The organism is Sphingomonas sp. STIS6.2 (assembly GCF_000732685.2).
Lineage (GTDB): Bacteria > Pseudomonadota > Alphaproteobacteria > Sphingomonadales > Sphingomonadaceae > Sphingomonas > Sphingomonas aerolata.
In genome coordinates this window covers 1-24211 of record NZ_JPDP02000045.1, presented here as the reverse complement: position 1 = coordinate 24211, position 24211 = coordinate 1, and the positions used below count along the sequence as shown (strand labels likewise).

Below are 24211 nucleotides of genomic sequence, written 5' to 3'. Positions count from 1 at the left end.
TGGGGGAGATTGCGGGGAGTCGTGCCGCAATGCAGCCGTTCGTCCCGAGTAGTGATCGAGCTTGTCGAAAGCGCGTGACGAGGGACAGGCCCGGATCACTCCGCCCGCCCGACCTCCTCGACACTCCCGGCAAACGCCTCGAAGTCCTTCGCCTCGCTGAAGTCGCGGTACACGCTAGCGAACCGGATATACGCGACCGAATCGAGCCCCTTGAGCCCGTCCATCACCATCTCGCCAATCCGCTTCGACGTGACGTCGTTCTCGCCGAGCGTCTCGAGCCGGCGCTGGATCCCGCTGACGAGCTTGTCGATCCGTCCCGGCTCGATCGCGCGTTTGCGCGTCGCGATCGAGAGCGAGCGGAGCAGCTTCTCGCGGTCGAACGGCTCCCTGCGCCCCTCGCTCTTCAGCACGAACAGTTCGCGCAGCTGGATGCGCTCGAACGTCGTGAAACGCGCGGCGCAGCCTTCGCACTGGCGCCGGCGCCGGATCGCCGCCCCGTCTTCGGTGGGGCGGCTGTCCTTGACCTGGCTGTCTTCATGTCCGCAAAAGGGGCAGCGCATTCAGACCTTCTTCTTGCCCTTGTAATAGGCATAGCCCGCGCCCGCGAGCGCGCCGAAGATCGGGCCGATGACCGGTACCGGGATCGCGACGACCGCGCCGAGTGCGCTCCACTTGGCCATGCTCTTGCCGAGGCCGGGGGTCGCCTTGATGTCGTTCTGGATGTCATCGATCTTCGACATGCTCGTTATCCTTGATAGATGGGGAAGCGCGCGCACAGCGTGCGAACACGTGCCCGAACGTCCGCCTCGACCTGCGGGTCCCCATGCTCGCCCTTTTTCGCGAGCCCGTCCAGCACGTCGGCGACCATGTTGCCGATCTCGCGGAATTCGGCCGGGCCGAAGCCGCGCGTCGTGCCGGCAGGGGTGCCGACGCGGATGCCGCTGGTCTTCATCGGCGGGAGCGGGTCGTTGGGGATGCCGTTCTTGTTGCAGGTGATGCCTGCACGCTCGAGCGCCTCGTCCGCATCGCGACCGGTGATGCCGAGCGGGGTGAGGTCGATCAGCGCGAGATGCGTGTCGGTGCCGCCCGAGACGACGTCCGAGCCGCGCTCCTTGAGCGTCGCGGCGAGCACCTTCGCATTCTCGACGACCGCGGCGATATAGCTCTTGAAGTCGGGCTGGAGCGCCTCGCCGAACGCGACCGCCTTGGCTGCGATCACGTGCATCAGCGGCCCGCCCTGGAGCCCGGGGAACACCGCCGAGTTGATCTTCTTCGCTACGCCCTCGTCATTCGTCATGATCATGCCGCCGCGCGGACCGCGCAGCGTCTTGTGCGTGGTGGTGGTCACGACATGCGCATGACCGAACGGCGTCGGGTGAAGCCCCGCCGCGACGATGCCCGCGAAATGCGCCATGTCGACCATGAAATAGGCGCCAACCTTGTCCGCGATGGCGCGGAAGCGGGCGAAGTCGATGACGCGCGGATAGGCCGAGCCGCCCGCGATGATCAGCTTCGGCTGATGCTCGACCGCCAGCGCCTCGACCTGGTCATAGTCGATCAGGTGCGTGGTGGCGTCGACGCCGTACTGAATCGCGTTGAACCACTTGCCCGACTGGGCGGGCTTGGCGCCGTGGGTCAGGTGGCCGCCGGCGTCGAGGCTCATGCCGAGGATCGTGTCGCCGGGCTTGACCAAAGCGAGCATCACCGCGCCGTTCGCCTGCGCGCCCGAATGCGGCTGGACGTTGACGAAGCCGCAGCCGAAGATCTGCTTGGCGCGCTCGATCGCGAGCGTCTCGACCGTGTCCGACGGCGCGCAGCCCTGGTAATAGCGCTTGCCCGGATAGCCTTCCGCATATTTGTTGGTGAAGACCGAGCCCTGCGCCTCGAGCACTGCCTTGGAGACGATGTTCTCGGATGCGATCAGCTCGATCTGGGTCTGCTCGCGCTCGAGCTCCGCCTCGACGCCGGCGAAGACGGCGGCATCGGCATCGGCGAGGCCGCGGGTGAAGAAGCCGTCCGGCTGGACGTCATGGAGCGTATTGGGCTGGGTGCTCATGCGGGGACCTTTGCGTAAGTCCGGTCGGCGGCGGAAAGCTTGTCGACACGGTGTTGATGACGGCCGCCGGCGAAATCGGCGGACAGGAAGGCTTCGACGCACGCTTTTGCCATTTCCTCGCCGATCAGGCGGGCGCCCATCGCGATGGCATTGGCGTCGTTGTGGATGCGCGCGAGGCTCGCCGACAGCGGCTCGGAGACGAGCGCGCAGCGGCAGGCCGGGTTGCGGTTCGCGGCGATCGAGATGCCGATGCCCGAGCCGCACAGCGCGATGCCGCGCTCGGCGCGACCGTCCTCGATCGCGGCGGCCAGCGCATAGCCGTAATCGGGATAATCGACGCTCGCGGTGCCCTCGGGCCCGAGATCGAGCACGTCGTGCCCGGCCTCGCGCAGCCACGCGGTCAGCACCGCTTTCAACGAAACGGCGGCGTGGTCGGACGCGATGGCGATGCGCACCTGGCGTATTCCTGTGATCGGGATCGGGTGCCCAGCCCTTTACCGAGCCGAGCCGGGATTTGCCACACCTGTTCGCGAAGGCGGCGCATAGAGCCTGACGATCCCCCGCCGCCAGGGGGAGGATTGCAATGACCGCCCCGCCGCCTGCAAAGAGATCCCCATTAAAGCTCTCGCCCTAACCGCCGCCCTTGCCGCCTTCGCCCTCGCCGCCTGTTCCGGACCGGCGCCCGAGACGCGCGGTGACGCGAGCATGACGTCGGCGGGCGCGACCGAGACGACGCGCCCCGAAAAGGTCGTCGCAGAACCGACGCGCGACCTGTCGGGGCGGTGGATCGGCGTCGAGGGCATGGTCCTCGACGTGACGCCGGCGGGCGAACCGGGGCAGTTCCGGCTCGCGATGCAGTGGGATCTCGACCACAAGGGAGTGTTCGACGCGCGCGCGGTCGGCGACACGATCGTCTTCACGCGCGACGGCGTGCGCGAGATCCTGCGGCCGACGAACGGCGACGCGACGGGTCTGAAATATCTGGCCGGCAAGACCGACTGCCTGACGGTCAAGACGGGCGAAGGCTATTGTCGCCGCGGATCAACGCGCTAGTGTCGGCCGCGTGACCCTGTCCAAGCCCCAGGCGGATGCCGCCCGCGCCCATCTCTCGAGTGTCCTGATCCGGACCGGCGAGGAAGACCGTGACGCCTTTCGCGAGCTCTATGCGCTGACCCAGGCGAAGCTTTTCGGGATCACCCTGCGTATCTGTGGCAATGCTCAAGCCGCGGAGGATGTGCTGCACGACGTCTATCTCACGATCTGGAAGCGCGCCGGCGGCTGGGAACCCGGTCGTGCGAGCCCGATCACCTGGCTGGCGACGATCGCACGCAACCGGGCGATCGACTGGCAGCGCGCACAGGGCGTCCGCCGCGCCTCGCCGATCGACGATGCGCCGGACATTGCCGACCCGCAGCCGAGCGCCGAGGCGCTGCTGCTCGACGACGAGGCGACGCGGCGGTTGCACGCCTGTCTCGATGGTCTGGAGCAGCAGCAGCGCGACGTGATCCGGACCGCGTTCTTCGATGGCGTGACCTATGCCGAGCTCGCGCTGCGTCGCGCGGTGCCGCTCGGGACGATGAAGAGCTGGGTGCGGCGCGGGCTGGCCCGATTGAAGGATTGCCTCGGTGGCTGATCGTGATCCGCTTGCGGGCGAATTCGCCCTGGGCCTGCTCGAGGGCGACGAGCGGGCCGCGGCGGTGCGCCGCCTGCTCGCCGAACCCGGTTTCGCCGCCGATGTCGAATGGTGGCGCACGCAGTTCGCGGCGCTGTTCGACCTGTGGCCCGAGCATGACGCGCCACCGCAGCTCGCGGCGCGGGTCGAGACGAGTCTCGATGCCCTCACCCGCCAATCGGGTCGCGCGGCCGACGGCGTGAGCACGCTCCGCAGCGGGGCGCGGTCGCCCTGGCCGTGGCTCGCGGCGGCGAGCAGCGCGGTCGCCGCCTGTCTGCTGCTGTTCATCGCGGTCGAGCCGCGGTCGGCGCCACCGGTGTCGCAGCCGATCCCGGCGGCGCGGCCGAGCAGCGTGCTGGTCGCGATGCTGGGCGATGCCAAGTCGCCCGTTGCCGCGGTCTACGACCCTGCGACCGGGGCGCTGCGCGTCGCGGCCGGGCCGGGGGTGCCCGATGCGCGTGTCGCGCAGCTCTGGGTGATCGGCGGCGACGGCGTGCCGCATTCGCTCGGGCTGCTCGCCGCACGGCCGACGGTGCTGGCGCCGCGGGGCGCGGATCGCGGCCGGATCGCGCCGGGCGCGACGCTGGCGATCTCGATCGAACCGCTGGGCGGCTCGCCGACCGGGCTGCCGACCGGGCCGGTCGTCGCGACCGGCGTGGTCGCGCGCGTCTGATGACACCCGCGCCCGCGCCCTCCGGTGGCATTCCGCCGATCGCGCGGCTGCTCGGGCTGTCGGGGCTGTTGCCGCAGATCGGCGCGGTCGCGCTGCTGCTCGGAAACGACCCTGCGAGCCGGTTTTCCGCGCTGGCGGTTGCCTATGCCTATGCCGCGCTGATCCTCAGCTTTCTCGGCGGGCTCTGGTGGGGGCTGGCCGCGCGCACCGAGGGCGCGCCGCGCTGGCTGTGGTTCGCGAGCGTAGCACCGTCGCTGATCGCGCTGGTGACCGCCTGGCCGTGGATGGTCGGGCTGCGCTGGCCGGGGCCGTCGCTGGTGGTGCTCGGGATCAGCCTGATCGGCGCGCTGCTCGTTGACCGCGCGCTGGTCCGCGCCGGCATCGCGCCGCCGGGGTGGATGGCGCTGCGCGTGCCGCTGTCGCTGGGGCTCGGTGTCCTGACCCTCGCGGCGGCGGCACTATAGGCAGGTCCGGCTCAGGCCGCCTTGCGCAGGTCCAGACGGCTCCAGATCTCGACCAGCGCGTCGGTCAGTTCACGCATCATCGCCTCGGTATGCGCGGGGCCGGGCGTGAAGCGCAGCCGCTCGGTGCCGCGCGGCACGGTCGGATAGTTGATCGGCTGGACGTACACACCGTATTCGGCGAGCAGCACGTCGCTGATCTTCTTCGCCTTGACCGGATCGCCGACCATCAGCGGCACGATATGCGTGTCGCCGATCATCACCGGCAGCCCGGCATCCTTCAGCATCGCCTTCAGCATCGCCGCCGACGCCTGCTGCCCGTCGCGCTCGACGCTCGACGCCTTCAGATGCCGGACGCTGGCGAGCACGCCCGCGACGAGCACCGGAGACAGCGAGGTCGTGAAGATGAACCCCGGCGCATAGCTGCGGATGACGTCGACGATCGTGCGATCGGCGGCGATATAGCCCCCCATCACGCCGAACGCCTTGCCGAGCGTGCCCTCGAGGATCGTGATCCGGTGCGCGACCTGATCACGTTCGGAAATGCCGCCGCCGCGCGCGCCGTACATCCCGACCGCATGGACTTCGTCGCAATAGGTCAGCGCGTTGTAGCGATCGGCGAGATCGCAGATCGCCGAGATCGGCGCGATGTCGCCTTCCATCGAATAGACGCTCTCGAACGCGATCAGCTTCGGCGCGCTCGGATCCTCGGCGGCGAGCAGCTCCTCAAGATGCGCGAGGTCGTTGTGCCGGAACACGCGCTTCTCGCAGCCCGAATTGCGGATTCCCGCGATCATCGACGCGTGGTTCAACTCGTCCGAAAAGATGATGCAGCCCGGCAGGACCTTGGCGAGCGTCGCCAGCGTCGCCTCGTTCGAGACATAGCCGCTGGTGAACAGCAACGCCGCTTCCTTGCCGTGCAGGTCGGCGAGTTCGCCCTCGAGGTCGACATGGTAATGCGTGTTGCCGCCGATGTTGCGCGTGCCGCCCGAGCCCGCACCGACATCGTGCAGCGCCTCTTCCATCGCCGCGATCACCTTGGGGTGCTGACCCATGGCGAGATAATCGTTCGAGCACCAGACGGTGATCGGCTTCGGGCCGTTATGTCCGGCGAAGCAGCGCGCGTTCGGAAACGCGCCCTTGTTGCGCAGGATATCGATGAAGACGCGGTAGCGGCCCTCGGCATGGAGGCGGTCGATCGCCTGCGTGAAGACGCGCGAATAATCGACTCGTGGGCCCGCAATGCCGTCGGCCGTCGTGGAGACATCCGTAATCATGACCTGGGGCACTACGCCTCGCTTTCCGTCTAATCCAGCGCAATACCGTTGTTACGGTGATCGCTTTCCTCGTCCTTGTAGAACATTGCCATGCTGCGCGCATGACGCAAGCGGGCATATTGTCCCAAGCCTTGCGTCAGAGCTGCTCCATCCGGGTGAACCCGTGCCGGGCGAGTGCGGGGGCGAGCGCCTGTTCGTCGGGGCCGAGTCGCGTGAAGACCGCGACCCCTTCGCCGCCACCGGCCCAAGACTCCCCTTGCATCAGGTGGACGATCCGGCGCGCGATGCCGGGGCCGCCATCGACGAAGCGGATGTCCCGCGTCCCGGCCGCGGCGGCCAGTTCGGGGGCGACCAGCGGAAAATGCGTGCAGGCGTTGACGATCACGTCGATCGCCTCGCCGCCGGGTTGCGCGAACAGGCCGTCGAGGACGGCGGCATAGCGGTCGGGCGCGATCGTACGGCCGTGGAGCTTGGCCTCCGCCATCTCGACCAGCGCCGCCGAGCCGTGGCGCAGGACGGTGCAGTCGGCCGCGAACCGCGCCGCAAGATCGTCGACATAGGCCTGGCGCACCGTCGCCTCGGTCCCCAGCACGCCGATCGTCCGCGTCACCGAGAGCGCGGCGGCGGGCTTGATCGCTGGGACCGTTCCGACCACCGGCAGATCAAGCGCCGCGCGCACCACCGGCAGCGCGATCGTCGACGCGGTGTTGCACGCGATCACGATCAGCCGCGGCCGGTAGCGCTCCGCCAGCCGCCCGAGCAGCACCGGCACGCGCGCGGCGATCTCCGCCTCGCTCTTGGTGCCATAGGGAAAGCCGGCCGAGTCGGCGGCATAGACGAACGGCGCGTCCGGCAAGGCAGCGCGCGCGGGGCCGACGATCGACAAGCCGCCGACGCCGGAATCGAAGAACAGGATGGGGCGAACGTCCATCACCGCGCCTTAGGCGGTATCGGTGGCGGGTGACAGCCTGGCGGGAGGGCCGAAGGTTGGCAGGGGTGTCGCCCGTCGCCCGCACGGCGCTTCCGCCGCCCGCGCCTTACGGTATCCGCCCCCCCTTCTTCCGTCATCCTGACGAAAGTCAGGATCCAGAGTTGCGAGCGTCGTCCTACCTGGCCCTGGATCCTGACTTTCGTCAGGATGACGGGGTGGAGGTGTCCGGGCGCGCGCCCCAACGCCCACGGACGCGGGATTTGCCGTCCGCCGCGGGTCGTTTATAGCGGGGCGGAACGGGGGAGCTTTCTTGCAGACGGACATATTCTGGGTCGCGCCGACGCTGTCGCTGGCGCTCAGCTACCTGCTGGGGTCGATCCCGTTCGGCGTCATCCTGACGCGGCTGGGCGGCGCGGGCGATCTGCGAACGATCGGATCGGGCAATATCGGCGCGACCAACGTGCTGCGGACCGGGCGCAAGGGCCTCGCCGCGGCGACGCTGCTGCTCGACATGGCCAAGGGTCTGGTCGCGGTGCTGCTGGTCGCGCATCTGTTTCCCGGCAACGCGCTGCTCGCGGCGGCCGGCGCCTTTATCGGCCATTGCTATCCGGTCTGGCTGCGGTTCCGCGGCGGCAAGGGCGTTGCGACGCTGATGGGAATCGTCGTCGCGCTCCACTGGCCGCTCGGGCTGGTCTATGCGGTGGTGTGGCTCGGCCTGCTCGGCACGCTGCGGATCTCGTCAGTCGCGGGCATCGCCGCGGCGTTCAGCGCACCGCTCGCCGCCGCGCTGTTCGGGCGCATGGACCTAGGCCTGCTGCTCCTCGCGCTCGCGCTGATCGTCGGGTGGAAGCACCGTGAGAACGTGCAGCGGCTGCTCGCCGGGACCGAGCCGCGGATCGGTGGCACCAGCCGGCCGCGCGGTGGCTGACACCGCGGTCGCCAGACTTCGGCTCATCCGTACGACCGGGATCGGACCGGTCACCTATCGCCAGCTGATCGCGTGCTTCGGCAGCGCGCAGGCCGCGATCGACGCGCTGCCGACGCTGGCCGCACGCGGCGGCGGGCGCGTCCCTCGGGTCGCGGACCGGACGCTGGTCGACCGCGAGATGGCGGCGACGGCGCGGCTCGGCGCCCGCTACCTCTTTGTCGACGACCCCGATTACCCCCGCCTGCTGGCCGAGACCGAGACCGCGCCGCCGGTGCTGATCCTGCGCGGCGACATCGCGCATGCGACCCGGCCGTGCATCGCGATGGTCGGCGCGCGCAACGCCTCTGCCGCCGCGTGCCGCTTCGCGCGCGAACTCGCGCATGCGCTCGCCGAGGCGGGCACCACCGTGGTGTCGGGCGTCGCCCGCGGCATCGACACTGCCGCGCATGTCGGTGCGCTCGGGAAGAACGGGACGGGGACCGGATCCGGCGGCACGATCGGCGTGATCGCGAGCGGTATCGACATCGCCTATCCGCCCGACAACGCCGCACTGCAGGACGCGATCGCCACGCACGGGCTGTTGCTCGCCGAACAGCCGCCCGGGACCGAACCCAAGGCGCGCAACTTCCCGTCGCGCAACCGCATCATCGCAGGGCTCTCGATCGGGACGGTGGTGGTCGAGGCGGTGCCCAAATCGGGCTCGCTGATCACCGCGCGGCTCGCCGCCGAGCAGGGACGCGAAGTGATGGCGGTGCCCGGCAGCCCGCTCGATCCGCGCGCGCAGGGGTGCAACCTGCTGATCCGCGAGGGGGCGACGCTGGTCCAGTCGGCGGCGGACATTCTGGAACAGATCCGCCCGTTCGACAGCCGCTCGGTCCGCTCGCCCGTCGACGCCTATACCGGGCAGGACACCGGCGGTGGGTATCCGGACGATGCGAGCGAGGCCGACCGGCGCGCGGTCGCCGACCTGCTCGGCCCCGTCCCCGTCGGGATCGACGAACTCGTCCGCCAGTCGCACCGGGCGCCCGCGATCGTCCAGCTGATCCTGCTCGAGCTCGAACTGGCCGGCCGGCTGGAACGGCATGCGGGCGGGCGCGTCAGCCTGATCTGGGCCGGGTCCGCCGGCTAGGCGCGCCGCCGGTGGTCGCGAGTGCCAGCGCGATCGCCGCACGCTGTTTCCGGGCGAGCGCGTCCGCATCGTCGCAGGCCCGCTCGATCGTCGCGATCAATCCGTCGAGCTCGCGCTGGTCGTCCTCGATCAGGAGCGGCGTGGTCGTGCGCAGCGCGGCCCGGCGCAGCGTCGCGATCCGTCGCGCCAACACCGCGCATTTGCGTTGCGCGAGGACGAGTGCCGCGGGGGTCATGCGACGCCCGCCGGATCCACCCGGACAGTGATCGACGCCGCTGCGCGGCAAGACGCGCTTTCCCGGTCGGGGGCAGTACAGCGCGGCAGAGGGCCCTGATATGTCATGCAATCCGCCGAAATGAGCGCCGATCGATGCGATCTTACACCAACAATTAACCTGATTTGGATCAACTATCCAGCATATGCTCTATCGACATCACTTCGACCAGTCCCGGGCGGGGACGCCATCCGGTCTGCACGATGCGCGCCCGCGATCGCGCACCGCGATGCCGCCACCGCGCCCGCCCTGCCTCTGACAAACGGGCGCGCGCGCCCTATCTGGCGCATTCATGCCGACCAAGCGCCTGCTTGACGGCACCACCCGAACGCCGTCACCCTCGTACGCGTACACGTAAGGATCCCGGTTTCCCCATGCAGCTTGTCATCGTCGAATCGCCTGCCAAGGCCAAAACCATCGAGAAGTATCTCGGCAGCGACTATCGCGTGCTGGCCAGCTACGGCCATGTCCGCGACCTGCCGCCCAAGGACGGCTCGGTGGATCCCGACGACCAGTTCGCGATGACGTGGGAGAATTACGCCGACAAGTCGAAGCAGCTCAAAGCGATCACCGACCTCGCCAAGACTGCCGACCGCCTGATCCTCGCGACCGATCCGGATCGCGAGGGCGAGGCGATTTCGTGGCATGTTCGCGAAGTGCTGCGTGCGCGGAAAGCACTGCCGAAGGAGGTCGAGCGCGTCACCTTCAACGCGATCACCAAGGCGACCGTCACCGAGGCGATGAAGAACCCGCGCGAGCTCGACGACGATCTGATCGATGCGTACCGCGCCCGCCGTGCGCTCGATTATCTGGTCGGCTTCACGCTTTCGCCGGTGCTGTGGCGCAAGCTGCCCGGCGCCAAGTCCGCCGGCCGCGTCCAGTCGGTCTCGCTGCGCCTGATCGTCCAGCGCGAGCGTGAGATCGACGTCTTCAAGCCGCAGGAATATTGGTCGGTGACGGCCGAGATGGAGCATGACGGCACCGCGTTCCAGGCGCGCCTGACGCAGTTCGAGGGCAACAAGCTCGACCGCCTGTCGATCGGCAACGAAGGCGACGCGCTGCGTGCCAAGCAGGCGGTGCTCGACGGCAATTTCTCGGTCCAGACGGTCGAGACCAAGCCCGCCACGCGCAACCCGCCGCCGCCGTTCACGACCTCGACGCTGCAGCAGGAGGCGTCGCGCAAGCTCGGCTTCTCCGCCGATCACACGATGCGGATCGCGCAAGGGCTCTACGAGGACGGCGCGATCACCTATATGCGTACCGACGGCGTGCAGATGGACGGCAGCGCGATTTCAGCCGCGCGCCTCGCGGTCGCGAACCGCTTCGACGCGAGCTACGTCCCCGACAAGCCGCGCCAGTACCAGTCGAAGGCGAAGAACGCGCAGGAAGCGCATGAGGCGATCCGCCCGACCGATTTCGGCAAGGACAAGGCCGGCGGCGGCGATCATGCGCGGCTGTACGACCTGATCTTCAAGCGCGCGCTCGCCAGCCAGATGGCGTCGGCCCGCATGGAGCGCACCACGGTCGAGATGGCCGACGGCACGGGTCGCAACATCCTGCGCGCCACCGGTCAGGTCGTGCTCTTCCCCGGCTATCTCGCCTTGTACGAGGAAGGCGCCGACGACACGCAGGACGAGGACGCGCGCCGCCTGCCGCGGATGAAGGAGGGCGATGCGCCGGCCAAGAAGAAGGTCGACGCCGAGCAGCACTTCACCCAGCCGCCGCCGCGCTTCTCGGAGGCCAGCCTCGTCAAGCGGATGGAGGAGCTGGGCATCGGTCGCCCGTCCACCTATGCGTCGATCATCAAGACGCTGAAGGACCGTGCGTACGTCCGGATCGAGAAGAACCGCTTCTTCGCCGAGGAGAGCGGACGCCTCGTGACGGCGTTCCTCGAGCGCTTCTTCGAGAAATATGTCGGTTACGACTATACCGCGGAACTCGAGGAGGAACTCGACGACGTGTCGGGCGGTCGCGCGCAATGGCAGTCGGTGCTCGACGCGTTCTGGCGCGATTTCAAGCCGCGCACCAACGAGGTGATGGAGCAGCAGCCCAGCGCGATCACCGCCGAGCTCGACACCTTCCTCGCGCCCTACCTGTTCCCCGCCAAGGCGGACGGCGGCGATCCGCGGCTCTGCCCGAATTGCGGCGAGGGGCAGCTCGCGCTGCGTGGCGGCAAGTTCGGCGCGTTCATCGCCTGCTCCAACTATCCCGAGTGCAAATATACGCGCCGCTTCGCGCAGCCCGGCGGTGAGGCGGAAGGCGATACCGGACCCTCGACGCTCGGCGTCGATCCGGAGACGAACCTGCCCGTCGAGCGCAAGTCCGGCCGGTTTGGACCCTATATCCAGATCGGCGAGGGCGAGGCGCGCAAGATGGCGTCGATCCCGAAGGATATTGGCGAGCTCGACCTAGAATGGGCGCTGAAACTGCTGAACCTGCCACGGACGATCGGCGTGCACCCCGAAACGGGCGAACCGATCACCGCCGCGATCGGCCGTTACGGCCCGTACCTCAAGCATGCCGGGAAATATGCCCGCCTGACCTCGACCGCGGACGTGTTCGAGACGGGGATGAACGCGGCGGTCGTGAAGCTGGCCGAAGCGGCAGCGGGCGGTAGCCGACAGGCGCGTGGCGCGCAGGCCCCCCTCAAGGTGCTGGGCAACCATCCGCGCACCGAGGCGGAGATCAAGCTGATGGAGGGGCGTTACGGTCCCTATGTCACCGACGGCACGACGAATGCGACCCTGCCCAAGTCGATCGAGAAGGACCAGCTGACGCTGGAGGAAGCCGCGTCGCTGATCGACGCGCGGGCCGCGGCGGCGCCTGCGACGAAGAAGAAAAAGGCGCCCGCCAAGAAGCCCGCGGCGAAGAAGGCACCGGCCAAGGCCGCGGCGGCCAAGGACGGGGACGCGAAGGCGGCGCCGGTGAAGAAGGCACCGGCCAAGAAGGCGCCTGCGAAAAAGGCAGCGCCGAAGAAGAAGGCCGCAACGGAATGACGCCCTGATCCTCCCCCGCCCGGGGGGAGGATACAGACAGAAGGCTTACGCCGCGCGGCGTTGCGTCAACTGCATCCAGTCGCGCGCGGCGCGCTGCGCCACCGCGATTTCGCGCGGGCTCATGTCCTCGGCGATCTGCGCGCGGCATTCCTGCGCCGCGTGATTGCCCGACACCGCCGCCAGGTTGAACCATTTATGCGCCTCGATCAGGTCGAGCACGACGCCCGCGGTGCCGGTCGAATACACCATCCCGAGTTCGTAACACGCCCGCTCGTCGCCGCGCGCGGCATCGGCGAGGCGCCGTTCGATCAGGAAATTCTTGGTCTTGAGCCTGCCAGCCATTGTCGGTCCCCGCTGTTCCTGCCGACAGACTGGACCGACTCGGCCTGCACAATGGTTAACGGGGCATTCCGTAGGATTGCCTAGTCGACCGCGATATTGTCGATCAGCCGGGTCGTGCCCATCCGCGCGGCCGCGAGCAGCCGCCGCGGGCGGCCCGCGCCGGGCTGTTCCGCCCCCGTCTGCTCGACGAGGGTCTCGGCATCCGCGAGCGCGACATAGTCGATCGCGAAACCCGCGCCGACCAGTGCGGTCCGGGCGTCGTCGAGCACGGCGGCGACATCCTCGCCGCGGGCGATCGCGCGCGCGGCGACGCCGAGCGCCCGCGGCAGCGCGACCGCCTGTCGGCGCTGGTCGTCGTCGAGATAGATGTTGCGCGACGACATGGCGAGGCCATCATCGTCGCGCTGCGTCGGGACGCCGACGATCTCGATCGCAAAGTCGAGATCTGTGACCATCCGGCGGATGACGGCGAGCTGCTGGAAGTCCTTTTCACCGAAATAGGCGGCATCCGCGCCGACCTGGTTGAACAGCTTGGCGACGACGGTCGCGACGCCATCGAAATGGCCGGGACGCGCGGCCCCGTCAAAGCCCTCGCTCACCCCGGCGACGCTGACATTGGTGGCAAAGCCGTCGGGATACATGGCCTCGACGCCCGGCGCCCAGAGCAGGTCGCAACCGACCTCGTTCAGCAGCCTGATGTCCGCCATCTCGCGCCGCGGATAGCGTGCGAGATCCTCGTTCGGGCCGAACTGTTTGGGGTTCACGAAGATCGACGCGACGACCTTCGTGCCTGGGCGTTTCGCCGCCTCGATCAGCGCGACATGGCCGGCGTGGAGCGCCCCCATCGTCGGGACGAGCGCGACGCGCTGGCCGGCCGCGCGGAACGCGGCGACGCTTTCGCGCAGCATATTCAGGTCCCTGACGGTGTCCACGTGAAACTCCCACTCGATAAGTACGGTCGCGGCTTCTATGAAGGGCGTCACTCACGATCAATAAGGAAACGCGCGTTGGCCACGGGCCCGGATTCCCCTCACGCTTCGACGCACGTCATCGTGTTCGCCAACGAGAAGGGCGGCACGGGCAAATCGACGACCGCGGTCCATGTCGCGATCGCGCTGGCCGCCAAGGGCGCGCGCGTCGCCTGTCTCGACCTGGACCACCGCCAGCGCACCGTCGGCCGCTATCTCGACAACCGTGCCGAGACGATCAAGCGCACCGGTTCCGCGCTGCCGATGCCGCGTCACGCGACGCTGTCGGCGCAGACCGAGGACCAGTTCGAGGATCTGTGGCATTCGCTGTGCGCGGACTCGGATTTCCTCGTCGTCGACACGCCCGGCCGCGACGATCCGTTTGCGCGCACCGCCGCCGCGCTGTCGAACACGCTGGTCACGCCGATGAACGACAGCTTCGTCGATTTCGACCTGATCGGGCAGGTCGATCCCGAAACCTTCCAGGTGACGCGGCCGAGCTTCTATTCCGAGCTGATCTGGGACGCGCGCAAGCAGCGTGCCCGCGCGGACGGGACGACGATCGACTGGGTCGTGCTGCGCAACCGGCTGCAGCATATCGAGGCGCGCAACATGCGCCGCGTCTCGGATGCGCTGGTCCAGCTGTCGAAGCGGGTCGGGTTCCGGATCATTCCGGGGCTCGGCGAACGCGTCATCTACCGCGAGATGTTTCCCGCCGGGCTGACGATGATCGATGCGAAGGAATTCGGCGGCATGGGGCTGGCGCACGTCGCCGCGCGCCAGGAACTGCGCGAGATGATGGCGGCGCTGCAGCTGCCCGAGCTGGTCGCCGAAACCGCGCCGCGCGCCGCCGCGCCGTCGTCGCCCGGCCCCGTGTCGGATGTCGCTGCATGACGGACCGCACCACGGTCCGCCGCAGGGCCGCGGCGTGACGTGGATCGCCACCGCACTGCTGATCTGGCTGGCCTGGCGGTATCTGCGCCCCAAGCCGAAACAGCGCGTGGTGACCGACGAAGCGGAAGCGCGCGCGATCCTAGGGATCGACGCGCTTGCGGATGCGGACGCGGTCCGCAGCGCGCACCGGCGGCTGATCGCCTCGGTCCATCCCGACCGCGGCGGCTCGACCGACCTGACGCGGCGGGTGAACGCCGCGCGCGACCTGCTGCTCAAACGCACGCGATAAGCCGACACAGAGACGTATGACGCATCAGTTCGACCCCAGCGCGCTGCGCGAATATGACGTTCGCGGGATCGTCGGCAAAAGCCTTGGCCCCGCAGATGCCACCGCGATCGGCCGGGGGTTCGCGACGCGCGTGCGCAGCGTCGGCGGCACCCGCGTGGCGGTCGGCTATGACGGTCGCCTGTCCTCCCCCGCACTCGAGGCGGCGCTCGTCGCGGGGCTGGTCGCGGGCGGCGTCGACGTCGTCCGGATCGGTCTCGGCCCGTCGCCGATGCTCTATTATGCCGAGGCGACGCTAGAAGTGGATGGCGGCATCCACGTAACCGGCAGCCATAATCCCGCCGAGTATAACGGCTTCAAGATGGTATTGCGTCACGCCCCATTTTTCGGTGACGACATCCAGGATCTTGCCGCGCTTGCCGCGTCGGGCGCGTGGAGCGAAGGCGCCGGCGTGGTCACCACCGTCGACCTGCGCGACGCCTATGTCGGCCGGCTGATGGCGGGCTATGCCGGCGGCGCCTACAGGATTGGATGGGATACCGGCAACGGCGCCGCGGGCCCGGTGATCGAGGCGCTGGTCAAGCTCCTCCCGGGTGAGCATCATGTGATCTTCGCCGAAGTCGACGGCAATTTTCCCAATCATCATCCAGATCCTACCGAAGAATCGAACCTTGCCGATCTGAAACGGCTCGTCACCAAAAACAACCTCGACTTCGGACTGGCCTTTGACGGCGATGGCGACCGGATCGGCGCCGTCGATGCGCTGGGGCGGGTGATCTGGGGGGATCAGATCCTGTCCATCTTAATTGAGCCCGCGCTGCGCGAGCATCCCGGCGCAGCGATCGTCGCGGACGTGAAGTCGTCGCAGGCGCTGTTCGACCGGATCACCGCGCTTGGCGGCAAGGCGGTGATGGCGCCGACCGGGCACAGCCTGATGAAGACCGCGATGACGCGCACCGGCGCCCCGCTCGGCGGCGAACTGAGCGGGCACCTGTTCTTCGCGGGCGACTATTACGGGTTCGACGACGCCGCCTATGCCGCGGTCCGCCTCATTCGCGCGGTGCATCTGTCGGGACAGTCGCTGACCGCGCTGCACGATGCGATGCCGGCGCTGGTCGCGACGCCCGATCTGCGCTTCCCGGTCGGCGACGCGGAGAAGTTCGCGGTGGTGGACGCGGTCGTCGCACGGCTGGCGCGCGACGGCGCGGTGGTCGACCTGACCGATGGCGCGCGCGTCACCACGCCCGAGGGCTGGTGGCTGCTGCGCGCGTCGAACACGCAGGCGATGCTGACGGTGCGCGCCGAGGCACGCACCGACGACGCGCTTGCCAGCCTGCTCGCGGCGGTCGACGCGCATCTCGCGGCCTGCGGCGTGACGCGGGCCTGATCCCCGCGCGTACCGCGCGCGGCGATTGACTCGGGGCCGCGCGACCCTACCCTCCGCCATCATCCCAAGGAGTGCCGCGTGGAGCGACCCATCGACGAATTCCGGTCCAGCACGCGCCGCTGGCTGCTCGGCAGCTTTGCCGGCTGGGGAACGCTGCTGACCTGCCTGGTCGGCGTGGGTTTCGTGCTGATCGGCCTGCGGTGGCTCCGGAACCGGAGCACGACCTTCGAGATCACCGACCAGCGGCTGATCGTGAAGCGCGGCATCCTGTTCAAGACGATCGACGAGATCGAGCTCTACCGGATCAAGGACGTCCGGCTCGGCTATTCGCTGCTCAACCAGATGACCGACATCGGCACGATCGTGCTGACGTCGACCGATCGCACGACCGGCGGCGGCGAATTCGTCCTGCGCGACGTGCCGATGGCGCGCGAGCGGCGCGAAGGGCTGCGCACGCTCGTCGACCGTGCGCGCCAGCGGCGCGGCGTGCGCGAGGTGGATATCGACCGGGATGGTGCATACGCGCTGGATTAGCCGCGCTTTTGTCCCCACATGGCAGTCATGGCGCCATCTTATGCAAAGCCCAAGCCCCAGCCGCAGATGATCCGGGTCATCGACCTCGAGACCACCGGATCGGCTCCCCCCGCGCACGGCGTGTGCGAGATCGGCTGGCAGGACGTCGCGCTGGGCGAGGACGGGCGCTGGGAAATCTACGGCGAGGGCGGCAGCCTGCTGGTCAATCCCGGCCGGCTGATCCCGCCGGTAACGCAGGCGATCCACCATATTCTCGACGAGCATGTCGCTGATGCGCCCTGGTGGCATGATTGCGCGCGTCAGGTGCTCGATCCCTGGCCGCGGCGGCTCGCGCTGGCGGCGCATCGCGCCGATTTCGAACAGAAATTCTGTACTCCCGCGCTGACGCGCGATGCCGAATGGATCTGTACGTGGAAATGCGCGCTGCGGCTGTGGCCCGATTCGCCGAGCTTTTCGAACCAGGTGCTGCGCTATTGGCGCAAGCCCGCGGGGATGGAGCATGAGCGCGGCCTGCCCGCGCATCGCGCCTTTCCCGACGCCTATGTCACCGCCTTCCATCTGCGTGACATGCTCAACGAGGCGAGCTTGGCGCAGCTGATCGAATGGTCGCGCGATCCCGGCCTGATCCCGCGCGTGCGCTATGGCCCCGACCGCGGCAAGGAATGGTCCGAACTGGATCACGAGACCCTGATGGCGTTCCTGACCGATCGCGATCCCGATATCCGCTTCACCGCCAATCACGAGATGGATCGGCGCAGTGGTGGCGGCCGTGTCGGCAAGGCAAGCGCACAGGAACTGTTGCTTTAGAGCGACTTCGCGGCGGATAGATATAATCCGTACTAAAACATGACGCGCGTTTATATTATTCGTGAATTGAACTATGATCGTGTCTCCTTCGGTGAAGTGGAGACCCTTCATGCGCAAGTTCATCATCACTGCTGCAGCATTTGCAATCGCTACGATGCCGGCCACCGCGAATGCAGCCACCAACGCAGCGGCGCCATTGTCTGTCGCCAAGTCGGTGCGTGTATCGACGCAGACCGTCAGGAAGACCAAGCTTGCCGGTCCGAGCCTGATCGTCGCCTTGCTGGCCACGGTTGTCATCGTGGGTGGCGCGGTTCTGCTCGTCACGAGCGACGACGATGATTCGGACAGCAACTGAGCAAACGGACGGCGTAGCGATGTCATCCGCTTGAACGGCAGCGGTCTCGCCTTGTCGGGCGGGTTAGAGGGCCTGCCAAAGTCGAACAATGACGACGATATCACCGGGTCATGATGATCCGTGACCTTGATGACCGTCCCGATTGTTTGCGATTGCGACCTCCGGGTCTCGGCTAATCCCGCGATCGATGCGGCACAGTGGCGACCGCCGCGTTGGCAAGGCCAGCGCCCGAAAACTGTTGCCCCAGGGGCACGGTCGGCGACCGATAATTGCCCCCGATCGGTTTAGACGTTGCTTCATTTTTAATACAAACGCCTATACTGTGCGCTCTTCTCATAAAGTTACGGAGTTGTTCTCATGCGTAAGATCCTTCTCACGGCTGCTGCCGTTGCCGTCTCGGCCATGCCCGTCGCGGCGAATGCTGCTGCAAATTCCGCAGCGTCGCTGTCGGTCGCCAAGTCGGTGCGCGCTGCATCGCCGACTGCCAAGAAGAACAAGGTTGCCGGTGCCGGTCTGGTCATCGTCGCCGTCGCTGCCGTCGCCGTGGGCGGCGCGCTGTATCTCGCGATCGACGACGACAACAACTCCGACAGCAACTAAGACATAACGGGGTCGGCGCTGGCGCCGGCCCCACCCTGGCGGGCCGGTGTCGATGCCCATCCGGCGCGGCCAGACGCCCCGATCCTCGCAATGGCCGTCGCGCAAGCCGCCGATATCCACCCTCTCCGGCCGCCGTCCGTCAGTATCGCTGGCGTAACGATAGGCGGTATCCTAGACGGGTCGCATATGGCGCGTATCAGCTTGAAACTTCCCCAGTCGGAAGGGCGCATCGCCCGCTGGCTGGTCGCGTTCATGACGCTCGGCTTCGTCGCGCTGGCCGCTGCCGCGGTCGCGATCGGCTGGATCACGGTGCGTAACGCGCGCTACACCGCCGATATTCTTCATACGCAGGACGTCCGCCAGGCGATCGCCACGTTGCAGGTCGAGATGGAGCAGTCGGAGACCGCGCGGCGCGGCTATCTTCTGACCGGCCTGCCCCTGTTCTCGACGGCCTACGAGACGACGGCCCAACGGCTCGCGCCGGCGCTGACGGCGCTGCGCTCCTCGACCCACGACAATCCACGCCAGACCGCGCGGCTCGACCTGATCGAACCGCGGGTGGGCCAGTTGCGCAGCCTGCGGACCCAGTCGATCGCGCTGGTCGACGCGGGCCGGATCGGCGAGGCGCAACGCCGGTTCACGGTCGATGCGAGCGTCCCGCTGATGCGCAGCATCCGCTACCGGCTGCGGGCGATGGCGGCCGAGGAAGTTCGCCTGCTCGAAATCCGCAGTGACCGCCAGCAGCGGTCGAACATGCTGTTCCTGTCGGTGGCGGGCGTCGCGGCGATGCTGCTGCTCGTCGTGGCGATCCTCGCGATCCTGGTGATCCGGCGCTACACCGCCGATCTCGGTGCGTCGCGCGACCGGCTGCACCTGCTCAACGAGACGCTCGAGGATCAGGTGGTCGAACGGACCGCGGATCTCAGCCGCGCGAATGACGAGATCCAGCGTTTCGCCTATATCGTCAGCCATGACCTGCGCTCGCCGCTCGTCAACGTGATGGGCTTCACCGCGGAGCTGGCCGAGGCCGCCGCACCGCTGGCGGCGCTGATCGACCGGGCGGAGGCGATCGCCCCGGAGATCGTCACGCCCGAGGCGCGGATCGCCGCGCGCGAGGACCTGCCCGAGGCGATCGGCTTCATCCGCGCCTCGACGCAGAAGATGGACCGGCTGATCAACGCGATCCTGAAGCTGTCGCGCGAGGGGCGGCGGTCGATCACCCCCGAACCGGTCGACCCGGCCGCCGTCGGGGACGCGATCGTCGCGTCGATCCAGCACCTTATCGACGATCGCGGCGCGACCGTCACGATCGACCGCCCGCTGCCCGCACTCGTCACCGACCGGCTCGCGCTCGAACAGATCCTGTCGAACCTGATCGAGAATGCGACCAAATATCTTCAGCCCGGGCGGCCGGGCGTGATCCGGCTTGCCGGCACGCGCGAGCGCAACCGCGTGATCCTGTCGGTCATCGACAATGGCCGCGGGATCGCGCCGGGCGATCATCAGCGCGTCTTCGACCTGTTCCGGCGTGCCGGGCCGCAGGACCAGCCCGGCGAGGGCATCGGCCTCGCGCATGTCCGCGCGCTGGCCTATCGGCTGGGCGGGACGATCGACGTGGTCTCGACGCTCGGCGAAGGCGCGACCTTCCGGCTCAACCTTCCCTTCGACCTCAGGTTACAGGATCCCGTGGCATGAACGATCACAAATCCGTCGGCATCGTGATGATCGAGGATGACGAGGGCCATGCACGCCTCATCGAAAAGAACATCCGTCGTGCGGGCATCCTCAACGATATCCGCCATTTCACCGATGGCACGACCGCGCTCGACTTCCTGTTCGATGCGGCCGACGGTCCGGCGAAGAGCGGCCCCGCGCTGATCCTGCTCGACCTCAACCTGCCCGACATGAGCGGCACCGACATCCTCGCGCGGATCAAGGCGGAGGGCAGCCCGCTCCGACGCGCGCCCGTCGTCGTGCTGACGACCACCGACGACAAGGTCGAGATCCAGCGCTGCTATGATCTGGGCTGCAACGTCTATATCACCAAGCCGGTCAATTATGAGAGCTTCGCCCAGGCGATCCGCCAGCTCGGCCTGTTCCTGTCGGTGATCCAGGTCCCCTCGGCCGAGAGTTGAATGACCGGCAAACGCGTTCTCTATATCGATGACGATGCGGGTATCCGGCGGCTGGTCGGGCGCGCGATGGAGCGTCGCGGGTACCATATGACGCTGGCCGAGTCAGGCGCGGACGGCATCGCGATGGCGCGCGCCGAACCGTATGACCTGATCGCGGTCGATCATTACATGCCCGGGATGGACGGGCTCGAGACGCTGAACGTGCTGCGCGCGCTGCCCGATGCGCCGCCCGTCGTCTATGTCACCGGGTCAGACGAGGGACGGATCGCGGTCGCCGCACTGAAGGCGGGCGCGGCCGACTATGTCGTGAAGACCGTCGGCGAGGAGTTTTTCGAGCTGCTCGATGCGGCGTTCGAACAGGTCGGCGCACGATCGGTGCTGCAACAGGCCAAGGCCGTCGCCGAGGCCGATCTGCGCGCGACCAATGCGCGGCTCGAGGCGCTGCTCGGCGAGGTGAACCACCGCGTCGCCAATTCGCTGCAGCTGGTCTCGGCGATGGTCAGCCTGCAGGCGGGGGCGCTGACCGACCCGGCCGCGCGCGGGGCGCTCGAGGATACGCAGCGGCGGATCCAGGCGATCGCGCAGGTCCATCGCCGCCTATATACGAGCAACGATGTCGAGAGCGTCGACATGCGCGAATATCTCGGCGCGCTGGTCGACGAACTGGCGGAGACCTGGTCGAGCGAGGCGCTGCCCCGCGCGTTGCGGTTGGTCGCCGAACCGATCCGGCTGGCGACCGACCGCGCGGTGTCGCTGGGCGTGATCGTCACCGAACTCGTCACCAATGCCTGCAAATACGCCTATCCCACGGGATCGGGCGAGGTCCGCGTGACGCTGTCGCAGACCGATGACGGCCAGTTCCTGCTGGCGGTCGAGGATGATGGCTGCGGCATGCCCGCCGATGCCACGCCCCGCGGTACGGGGCTCGGCACCAAGCTGATCCGCGCGATGGCGCAGAGCCTGCATTCGATCGTCGAATATGACCGCGCGCATCGCGGCGTCCGCGCGACGCTCCGCGCCGAGGTGCGCTGACCTCCGTCAGTCACGAGCAGGATTGTCGATGCTGGTCCGAGCGCGCGGCTCTGGACAGCGCCGACCCATGCTCCTATTTAGTTATCGCGATAAGCAAATAGGAGATTCAGCATGTCGGTCGATGTGAAATACAGCACCACGGCAACCGCCACCGGCGGTCGTGACGGTCAGGCACGGTCGGAGGACGGCCGGTTCGCGGTGGCCCTGTCGACGCCCAAGGAGCTTGGTGGCGCCGGTGGTGACGGGAGCAACCCGGAACAGCTGTTCGCAGCGGGCTATTCGGCCTGCTTCATCGGCGCGCTGAAGGTCGCCGGACAGCAGCTGAAGGTGAAGCTGCCCGACGATGTCTCGGTGACCGCCAAGGTCGGCATCGGTCCGCGCAGTGCGGGCGGGTTCGGCATCACCACCGATCTGACCGTCGCGCTGCCGGGTCTCGACCGCGAGCAGGCGCAGAAGCTGGTCGATACCGCGCTCCAGATCTGCCCCTATTCGAACGCCACGCGCGGCAATGTCGATGTCGGGCTGACGCTCGCCTGACCCACGGGGTGGCCGGCCGCGCGAGCGGCCGGCCGTTCCTTCAGGCGCCTGCGGCGTCGACCTGATCGAGATAATCCGCATACCCCTCGGCTTTCATCGCGTCACGCGGGACGAAGCGGAGTGAGGCCGAGTTGATGCAGTAGCGCAGCCCGCCGCGGTCGCGCGGCCCATCCTCGAAGACATGCCCGAGATGGCTGTCCGCGCCTGCCGAGCGGACCTCGGTGCGGACCATGCCGTGGCTGCGGTCATGCAGCTCGGCGACATGCGCGGGGGTGATCGGCTTGGTGAAGCTCGGCCAGCCGCAGTGCGAGTCGAACTTGTCGGCCGACGCGAACAGCGGTTCGCCCGACACGATGTCGACATAGAGCCCGGGTTCGCGGGTGTTGAGATAGGATCCCGTCCCGGGCCGCTCGGTGCCGCTTTCCTGCGTGACGTAATATTGCTCGGGCGTCAGCTTGGCGAGCGCGGCGTCGGTCTTCTTATACTCTGTCATGCTGTCCTCTCACGCGGCGATCCGCGTCGGTTGGCCGGCCGGGATGCGCGAAAGCTGCGTCCGGTCAGCAGGGTGCCGACGGGATATAGGAGGCGTTGGCGCTATAGGAATGGCCGCGCGACGGTGATGGTTAGGCCGATGAGCCGGTGCCCGGGCCGCGATCTTCGCAATCCCGGGGCATGTGGCGCCCCTGCGCACTGCACGGCTTGCCAGCATTCAGCCTTTCATCTAGTATTAACCATCGAAGCCCATTCCGTTTACCATGATGCGTCATGATGTACGGCAATGATCGACGATTATCCCAAGGCAAGACCATGCATGTCCACGTAGATCTACGTGGCAAATATTGTACATTTGTTCAGGTCTTCGCAATGCCATTGGCGTAGAACTGCATCGATGAGGCGGCATGTTTTCAAGAAGCCTCTTGATGACAGATACGGCTCGACATGAGTGGCGCAAGGTATCTCCTGCTGCGCCCAGTCCTGGGAATTACCAATGGCTATCAACAACATGCGCGTCCAATTCGCGCTGGCGTCCGCGCTCGGCCTGACCGCTTTCGTCGGCCTTCCGGCATCGGCGCAGACCACCGGCACGACGATCGCCGCCAACGCTGAAGTCACCGAGAGCTGCGTGGTCACCTCGACCGCCCTGCAGTTCGGCGGCGCCGATGTGACCGATGGCGCCGCGCATGCGGGCACCGGTGGTCTGAACGTCATGTGCACGATGGACACAGGATGGACCGCAACGGCAGATATCGGCACCGGCACCGGCGCAACGATGGCCTTGCGCGGGATGACCTCGACCGCCGGGGGCGGCCTGCCGCTGAACTACGTCCTGTACAACGACAACACCACGACCAGCCCATGGGGTGATGGCACGGGCGGCACCTTGCCGATCACCGGCACCGGCACCGGCGCCATTGTGCCGATCGTGCTGGCCGGCAGCATCCCGGCTGGCCAGACGGGCATACCAGCAGGAACCTATGCGGATGTCGTCCAGGTCACGGTTAACTACTAAGCTCTTCAAGCAATGCGCTTTATGAGCCTCTTGCAGACCGGTCGCCTCACGGCGGCCGGTCTTTGCATGGCCGCCGCCATCGCCCTGCCCGGCGATGCGGTCGCGAGCAACTTCCGCGTCAGCCCGGTCACGCTCACCCTGCCCGCCAACCGCCCGATCGGATCGCTGACCATCACCAATGGCGAGGATGTACCGGTATCGATCCGGGTGTCCGCCTTTCGCTGGACCCAGGTCGATGGCAAGGACGTCTATACGCCGACCGACGACCTGATCGCGTCGCCACCCATCTTCACCGCCGCGACGCGGGCGCCGCAACTCGTCCGCATCGGCGTGCGGCACCGCCTGCCCAATGCCGCCTATCGCGTGATGCTGCAGGAGATCCCCGGGCCGGCGACGGCGAACGGCGTGCGTATCGCGGTCAAGCTGA

Annotated in this window: 30 protein-coding genes; 20 read left to right on the top strand and 10 right to left on the bottom strand. The window is 67.8% G+C overall.

Annotated elements, in window-relative coordinates; translation table 11 throughout:
* Positions 1 to 95 precede the first annotated feature (95 nt).
* Genes nrdR through rpiB form a run of 4 tightly spaced genes read right to left on the bottom strand, consistent with a single transcriptional unit; the run spans position 96 to position 2511 of the window.
* A complete protein-coding gene (gene nrdR / locus sphst_RS09500) occupies positions 96 to 560 on the bottom strand; it encodes a transcriptional regulator NrdR (RefSeq protein ID WP_031394945.1) in 465 nt (154 codons plus the stop codon).
* Entirely contained in the window at positions 561 to 740 is a 180-nt protein-coding gene (locus sphst_RS09495) for a hypothetical protein (protein ID WP_031394946.1), read from the bottom strand. It lies immediately after the preceding gene.
* 5 nt (positions 741 to 745) lie between these two features.
* On the bottom strand, positions 746 to 2056 hold the full coding sequence (locus sphst_RS09490) for a serine hydroxymethyltransferase (RefSeq protein WP_031394947.1): 1311 nt from the start codon (positions 2054 to 2056) through the stop codon (positions 746 to 748).
* Positions 2053 to 2511, bottom strand: a complete 459-nt coding sequence (rpiB, locus tag sphst_RS09485; RefSeq protein ID WP_107045452.1) for a ribose 5-phosphate isomerase B — start codon at positions 2509 to 2511, stop codon at positions 2053 to 2055. The genes sphst_RS09490 and rpiB overlap by 4 nt, the downstream gene beginning before the upstream one ends.
* Before the next feature lie 250 nt (positions 2512 to 2761).
* Here rpiB and sphst_RS09480 point away from each other — a divergent pair, with 250 nt between their 5' ends.
* From sphst_RS09480 to sphst_RS09465, 4 genes are read left to right on the top strand one after another with little or no spacing between them, the layout of a single operon-like run.
* On the top strand, positions 2762 to 3109 hold the full coding sequence (locus sphst_RS09480; protein ID WP_052380941.1) for a hypothetical protein: 348 nt from the start codon (positions 2762 to 2764) through the stop codon (positions 3107 to 3109).
* A gap of 10 nt (positions 3110 to 3119) precedes the next feature.
* Complete coding sequence (locus sphst_RS09475) at positions 3120 to 3689, top strand: sigma-70 family RNA polymerase sigma factor (protein WP_107045451.1); 570 nt, start codon at positions 3120 to 3122, stop codon at positions 3687 to 3689.
* Complete coding sequence (locus sphst_RS09470) at positions 3682 to 4401, top strand: anti-sigma factor (protein ID WP_234387545.1); 720 nt, start codon at positions 3682 to 3684, stop codon at positions 4399 to 4401. The genes sphst_RS09475 and sphst_RS09470 overlap by 8 nt, the downstream gene beginning before the upstream one ends.
* The gene (locus tag sphst_RS09465) at positions 4401 to 4865 is read left to right on the top strand and encodes a DUF3429 domain-containing protein (RefSeq protein WP_107045449.1); all 465 of its coding nucleotides are present in this window, start codon (positions 4401 to 4403) and stop codon (positions 4863 to 4865) included. Before sphst_RS09470 ends, sphst_RS09465 begins: the two co-directional genes overlap by 1 nt.
* Before the next feature lie 11 nt (positions 4866 to 4876).
* Here sphst_RS09465 and hemA read toward each other — a convergent pair whose 3' ends face one another.
* Both hemA and murI read right to left on the bottom strand, forming a co-directional pair.
* Entirely contained in the window at positions 4877 to 6139 is a 1263-nt protein-coding gene (hemA, locus tag sphst_RS09460) for a 5-aminolevulinate synthase (protein ID WP_042466797.1), read from the bottom strand.
* A gap of 136 nt (positions 6140 to 6275) precedes the next feature.
* Positions 6276 to 7070, bottom strand: coding sequence for a glutamate racemase (gene murI, locus sphst_RS09455; protein ID WP_031395945.1), 795 nt, complete (start codon positions 7068 to 7070; stop codon positions 6276 to 6278).
* A gap of 310 nt (positions 7071 to 7380) precedes the next feature.
* On the opposite strand from murI, the gene plsY reads away from it, so the two are divergent.
* Positions 7381 to 7998 carry a glycerol-3-phosphate 1-O-acyltransferase PlsY gene (plsY, locus tag sphst_RS09450; RefSeq protein ID WP_031395944.1) on the top strand — a complete coding sequence of 206 codons (618 nt, stop codon included), beginning with the start codon at positions 7381 to 7383 and terminating at the stop codon, positions 7996 to 7998.
* Positions 7991 to 9127 (top strand): DNA-processing protein DprA, encoded by a 1137-nt coding sequence (gene dprA / locus sphst_RS09445; RefSeq protein WP_107045453.1) that lies wholly within the window; start codon positions 7991 to 7993, stop codon positions 9125 to 9127. The genes plsY and dprA overlap by 8 nt, the downstream gene beginning before the upstream one ends.
* On the opposite strand, the gene sphst_RS09440 is transcribed toward dprA, so the two are convergent.
* Entirely contained in the window at positions 9096 to 9362 is a 267-nt protein-coding gene (locus sphst_RS09440) for a hypothetical protein (protein WP_037531701.1), read from the bottom strand. The genes dprA and sphst_RS09440 overlap by 32 nt on opposite strands.
* A gap of 413 nt (positions 9363 to 9775) precedes the next feature.
* Here sphst_RS09440 and topA point away from each other — a divergent pair, with 413 nt between their 5' ends.
* A complete protein-coding gene (gene topA / locus sphst_RS09435; RefSeq protein WP_107045448.1) occupies positions 9776 to 12397 on the top strand; it encodes a type I DNA topoisomerase in 2622 nt (873 codons plus the stop codon).
* 45 nt (positions 12398 to 12442) lie between these two features.
* Here topA and sphst_RS09430 read toward each other — a convergent pair whose 3' ends face one another.
* Positions 12443 to 12739, bottom strand: a complete 297-nt coding sequence (locus sphst_RS09430; RefSeq protein ID WP_107045447.1) for a sel1 repeat family protein — start codon at positions 12737 to 12739, stop codon at positions 12443 to 12445.
* Between the two features lie 80 nt (positions 12740 to 12819).
* Positions 12820 to 13671 (bottom strand): pantoate--beta-alanine ligase, encoded by an 852-nt coding sequence (gene panC, locus sphst_RS09425; protein WP_107045446.1) that lies wholly within the window; start codon positions 13669 to 13671, stop codon positions 12820 to 12822.
* 75 nt (positions 13672 to 13746) lie between these two features.
* Between panC and sphst_RS09420 the strand changes: the two genes are divergently transcribed.
* The 11 genes from sphst_RS09420 (at position 13747) to sphst_RS09370 (ending at position 22274) form a co-directional block, all read left to right on the top strand.
* Positions 13747 to 14601 carry a division plane positioning ATPase MipZ gene (locus sphst_RS09420; protein WP_234387544.1) on the top strand — a complete coding sequence of 285 codons (855 nt, stop codon included), beginning with the start codon at positions 13747 to 13749 and terminating at the stop codon, positions 14599 to 14601.
* Between the two features lie 34 nt (positions 14602 to 14635).
* Positions 14636 to 14890: a molecular chaperone DnaJ gene (locus sphst_RS09415; protein ID WP_031396256.1), complete on the top strand. Its 255-nt coding sequence runs from the start codon at positions 14636 to 14638 to the stop codon at positions 14888 to 14890.
* 16 nt (positions 14891 to 14906) lie between these two features.
* Entirely contained in the window at positions 14907 to 16274 is a 1368-nt protein-coding gene (gene pgmG, locus sphst_RS09410; protein WP_107045445.1) for a phosphoglucomutase/phosphomannomutase PgmG, read from the top strand.
* 78 nt (positions 16275 to 16352) lie between these two features.
* Entirely contained in the window at positions 16353 to 16808 is a 456-nt protein-coding gene (locus tag sphst_RS09405) for a PH domain-containing protein (protein ID WP_031394824.1), read from the top strand.
* 27 nt (positions 16809 to 16835) lie between these two features.
* Positions 16836 to 17615, top strand: coding sequence for an exonuclease domain-containing protein (locus tag sphst_RS09400; protein WP_042467016.1), 780 nt, complete (start codon positions 16836 to 16838; stop codon positions 17613 to 17615).
* A gap of 109 nt (positions 17616 to 17724) precedes the next feature.
* The gene (locus sphst_RS09395; RefSeq protein ID WP_031394822.1) at positions 17725 to 17970 is read left to right on the top strand and encodes a hypothetical protein; all 246 of its coding nucleotides are present in this window, start codon (positions 17725 to 17727) and stop codon (positions 17968 to 17970) included.
* A gap of 357 nt (positions 17971 to 18327) precedes the next feature.
* On the top strand, positions 18328 to 18570 hold the full coding sequence (locus tag sphst_RS09390; protein WP_031394821.1) for a hypothetical protein: 243 nt from the start codon (positions 18328 to 18330) through the stop codon (positions 18568 to 18570).
* A gap of 186 nt (positions 18571 to 18756) precedes the next feature.
* On the top strand, positions 18757 to 20265 hold the full coding sequence (locus sphst_RS09385) for a sensor histidine kinase (protein ID WP_031394820.1): 1509 nt from the start codon (positions 18757 to 18759) through the stop codon (positions 20263 to 20265).
* The gene (locus tag sphst_RS09380; protein ID WP_031394819.1) at positions 20262 to 20705 is read left to right on the top strand and encodes a response regulator; all 444 of its coding nucleotides are present in this window, start codon (positions 20262 to 20264) and stop codon (positions 20703 to 20705) included. The genes sphst_RS09385 and sphst_RS09380 overlap by 4 nt, the downstream gene beginning before the upstream one ends.
* Entirely contained in the window at positions 20706 to 21737 is a 1032-nt protein-coding gene (locus sphst_RS09375) for a sensor histidine kinase (protein WP_031394818.1), read from the top strand. It abuts the gene before it with no gap.
* 111 nt (positions 21738 to 21848) lie between these two features.
* Positions 21849 to 22274 (top strand): organic hydroperoxide resistance protein, encoded by a 426-nt coding sequence (locus sphst_RS09370; RefSeq protein ID WP_031394817.1) that lies wholly within the window; start codon positions 21849 to 21851, stop codon positions 22272 to 22274.
* 40 nt (positions 22275 to 22314) lie between these two features.
* Here the strand turns inward: sphst_RS09370 and msrB are convergent, their stop codons facing one another.
* On the bottom strand, positions 22315 to 22767 hold the full coding sequence (gene msrB / locus sphst_RS09365; protein WP_031394816.1) for a peptide-methionine (R)-S-oxide reductase MsrB: 453 nt from the start codon (positions 22765 to 22767) through the stop codon (positions 22315 to 22317).
* Between the two features lie 495 nt (positions 22768 to 23262).
* On the opposite strand from msrB, the gene sphst_RS09360 reads away from it, so the two are divergent.
* Entirely contained in the window at positions 23263 to 23784 is a 522-nt protein-coding gene (locus sphst_RS09360; RefSeq protein ID WP_051916456.1) for a Csu type fimbrial protein, read from the top strand.
* Positions 23785 to 23850: 66 nt separating this feature from the next.
* On the top strand, positions 23851 to 24211 hold a 361-nt coding region (locus sphst_RS09355), incomplete at its 3' end, for a fimbrial biogenesis chaperone (protein WP_234387543.1).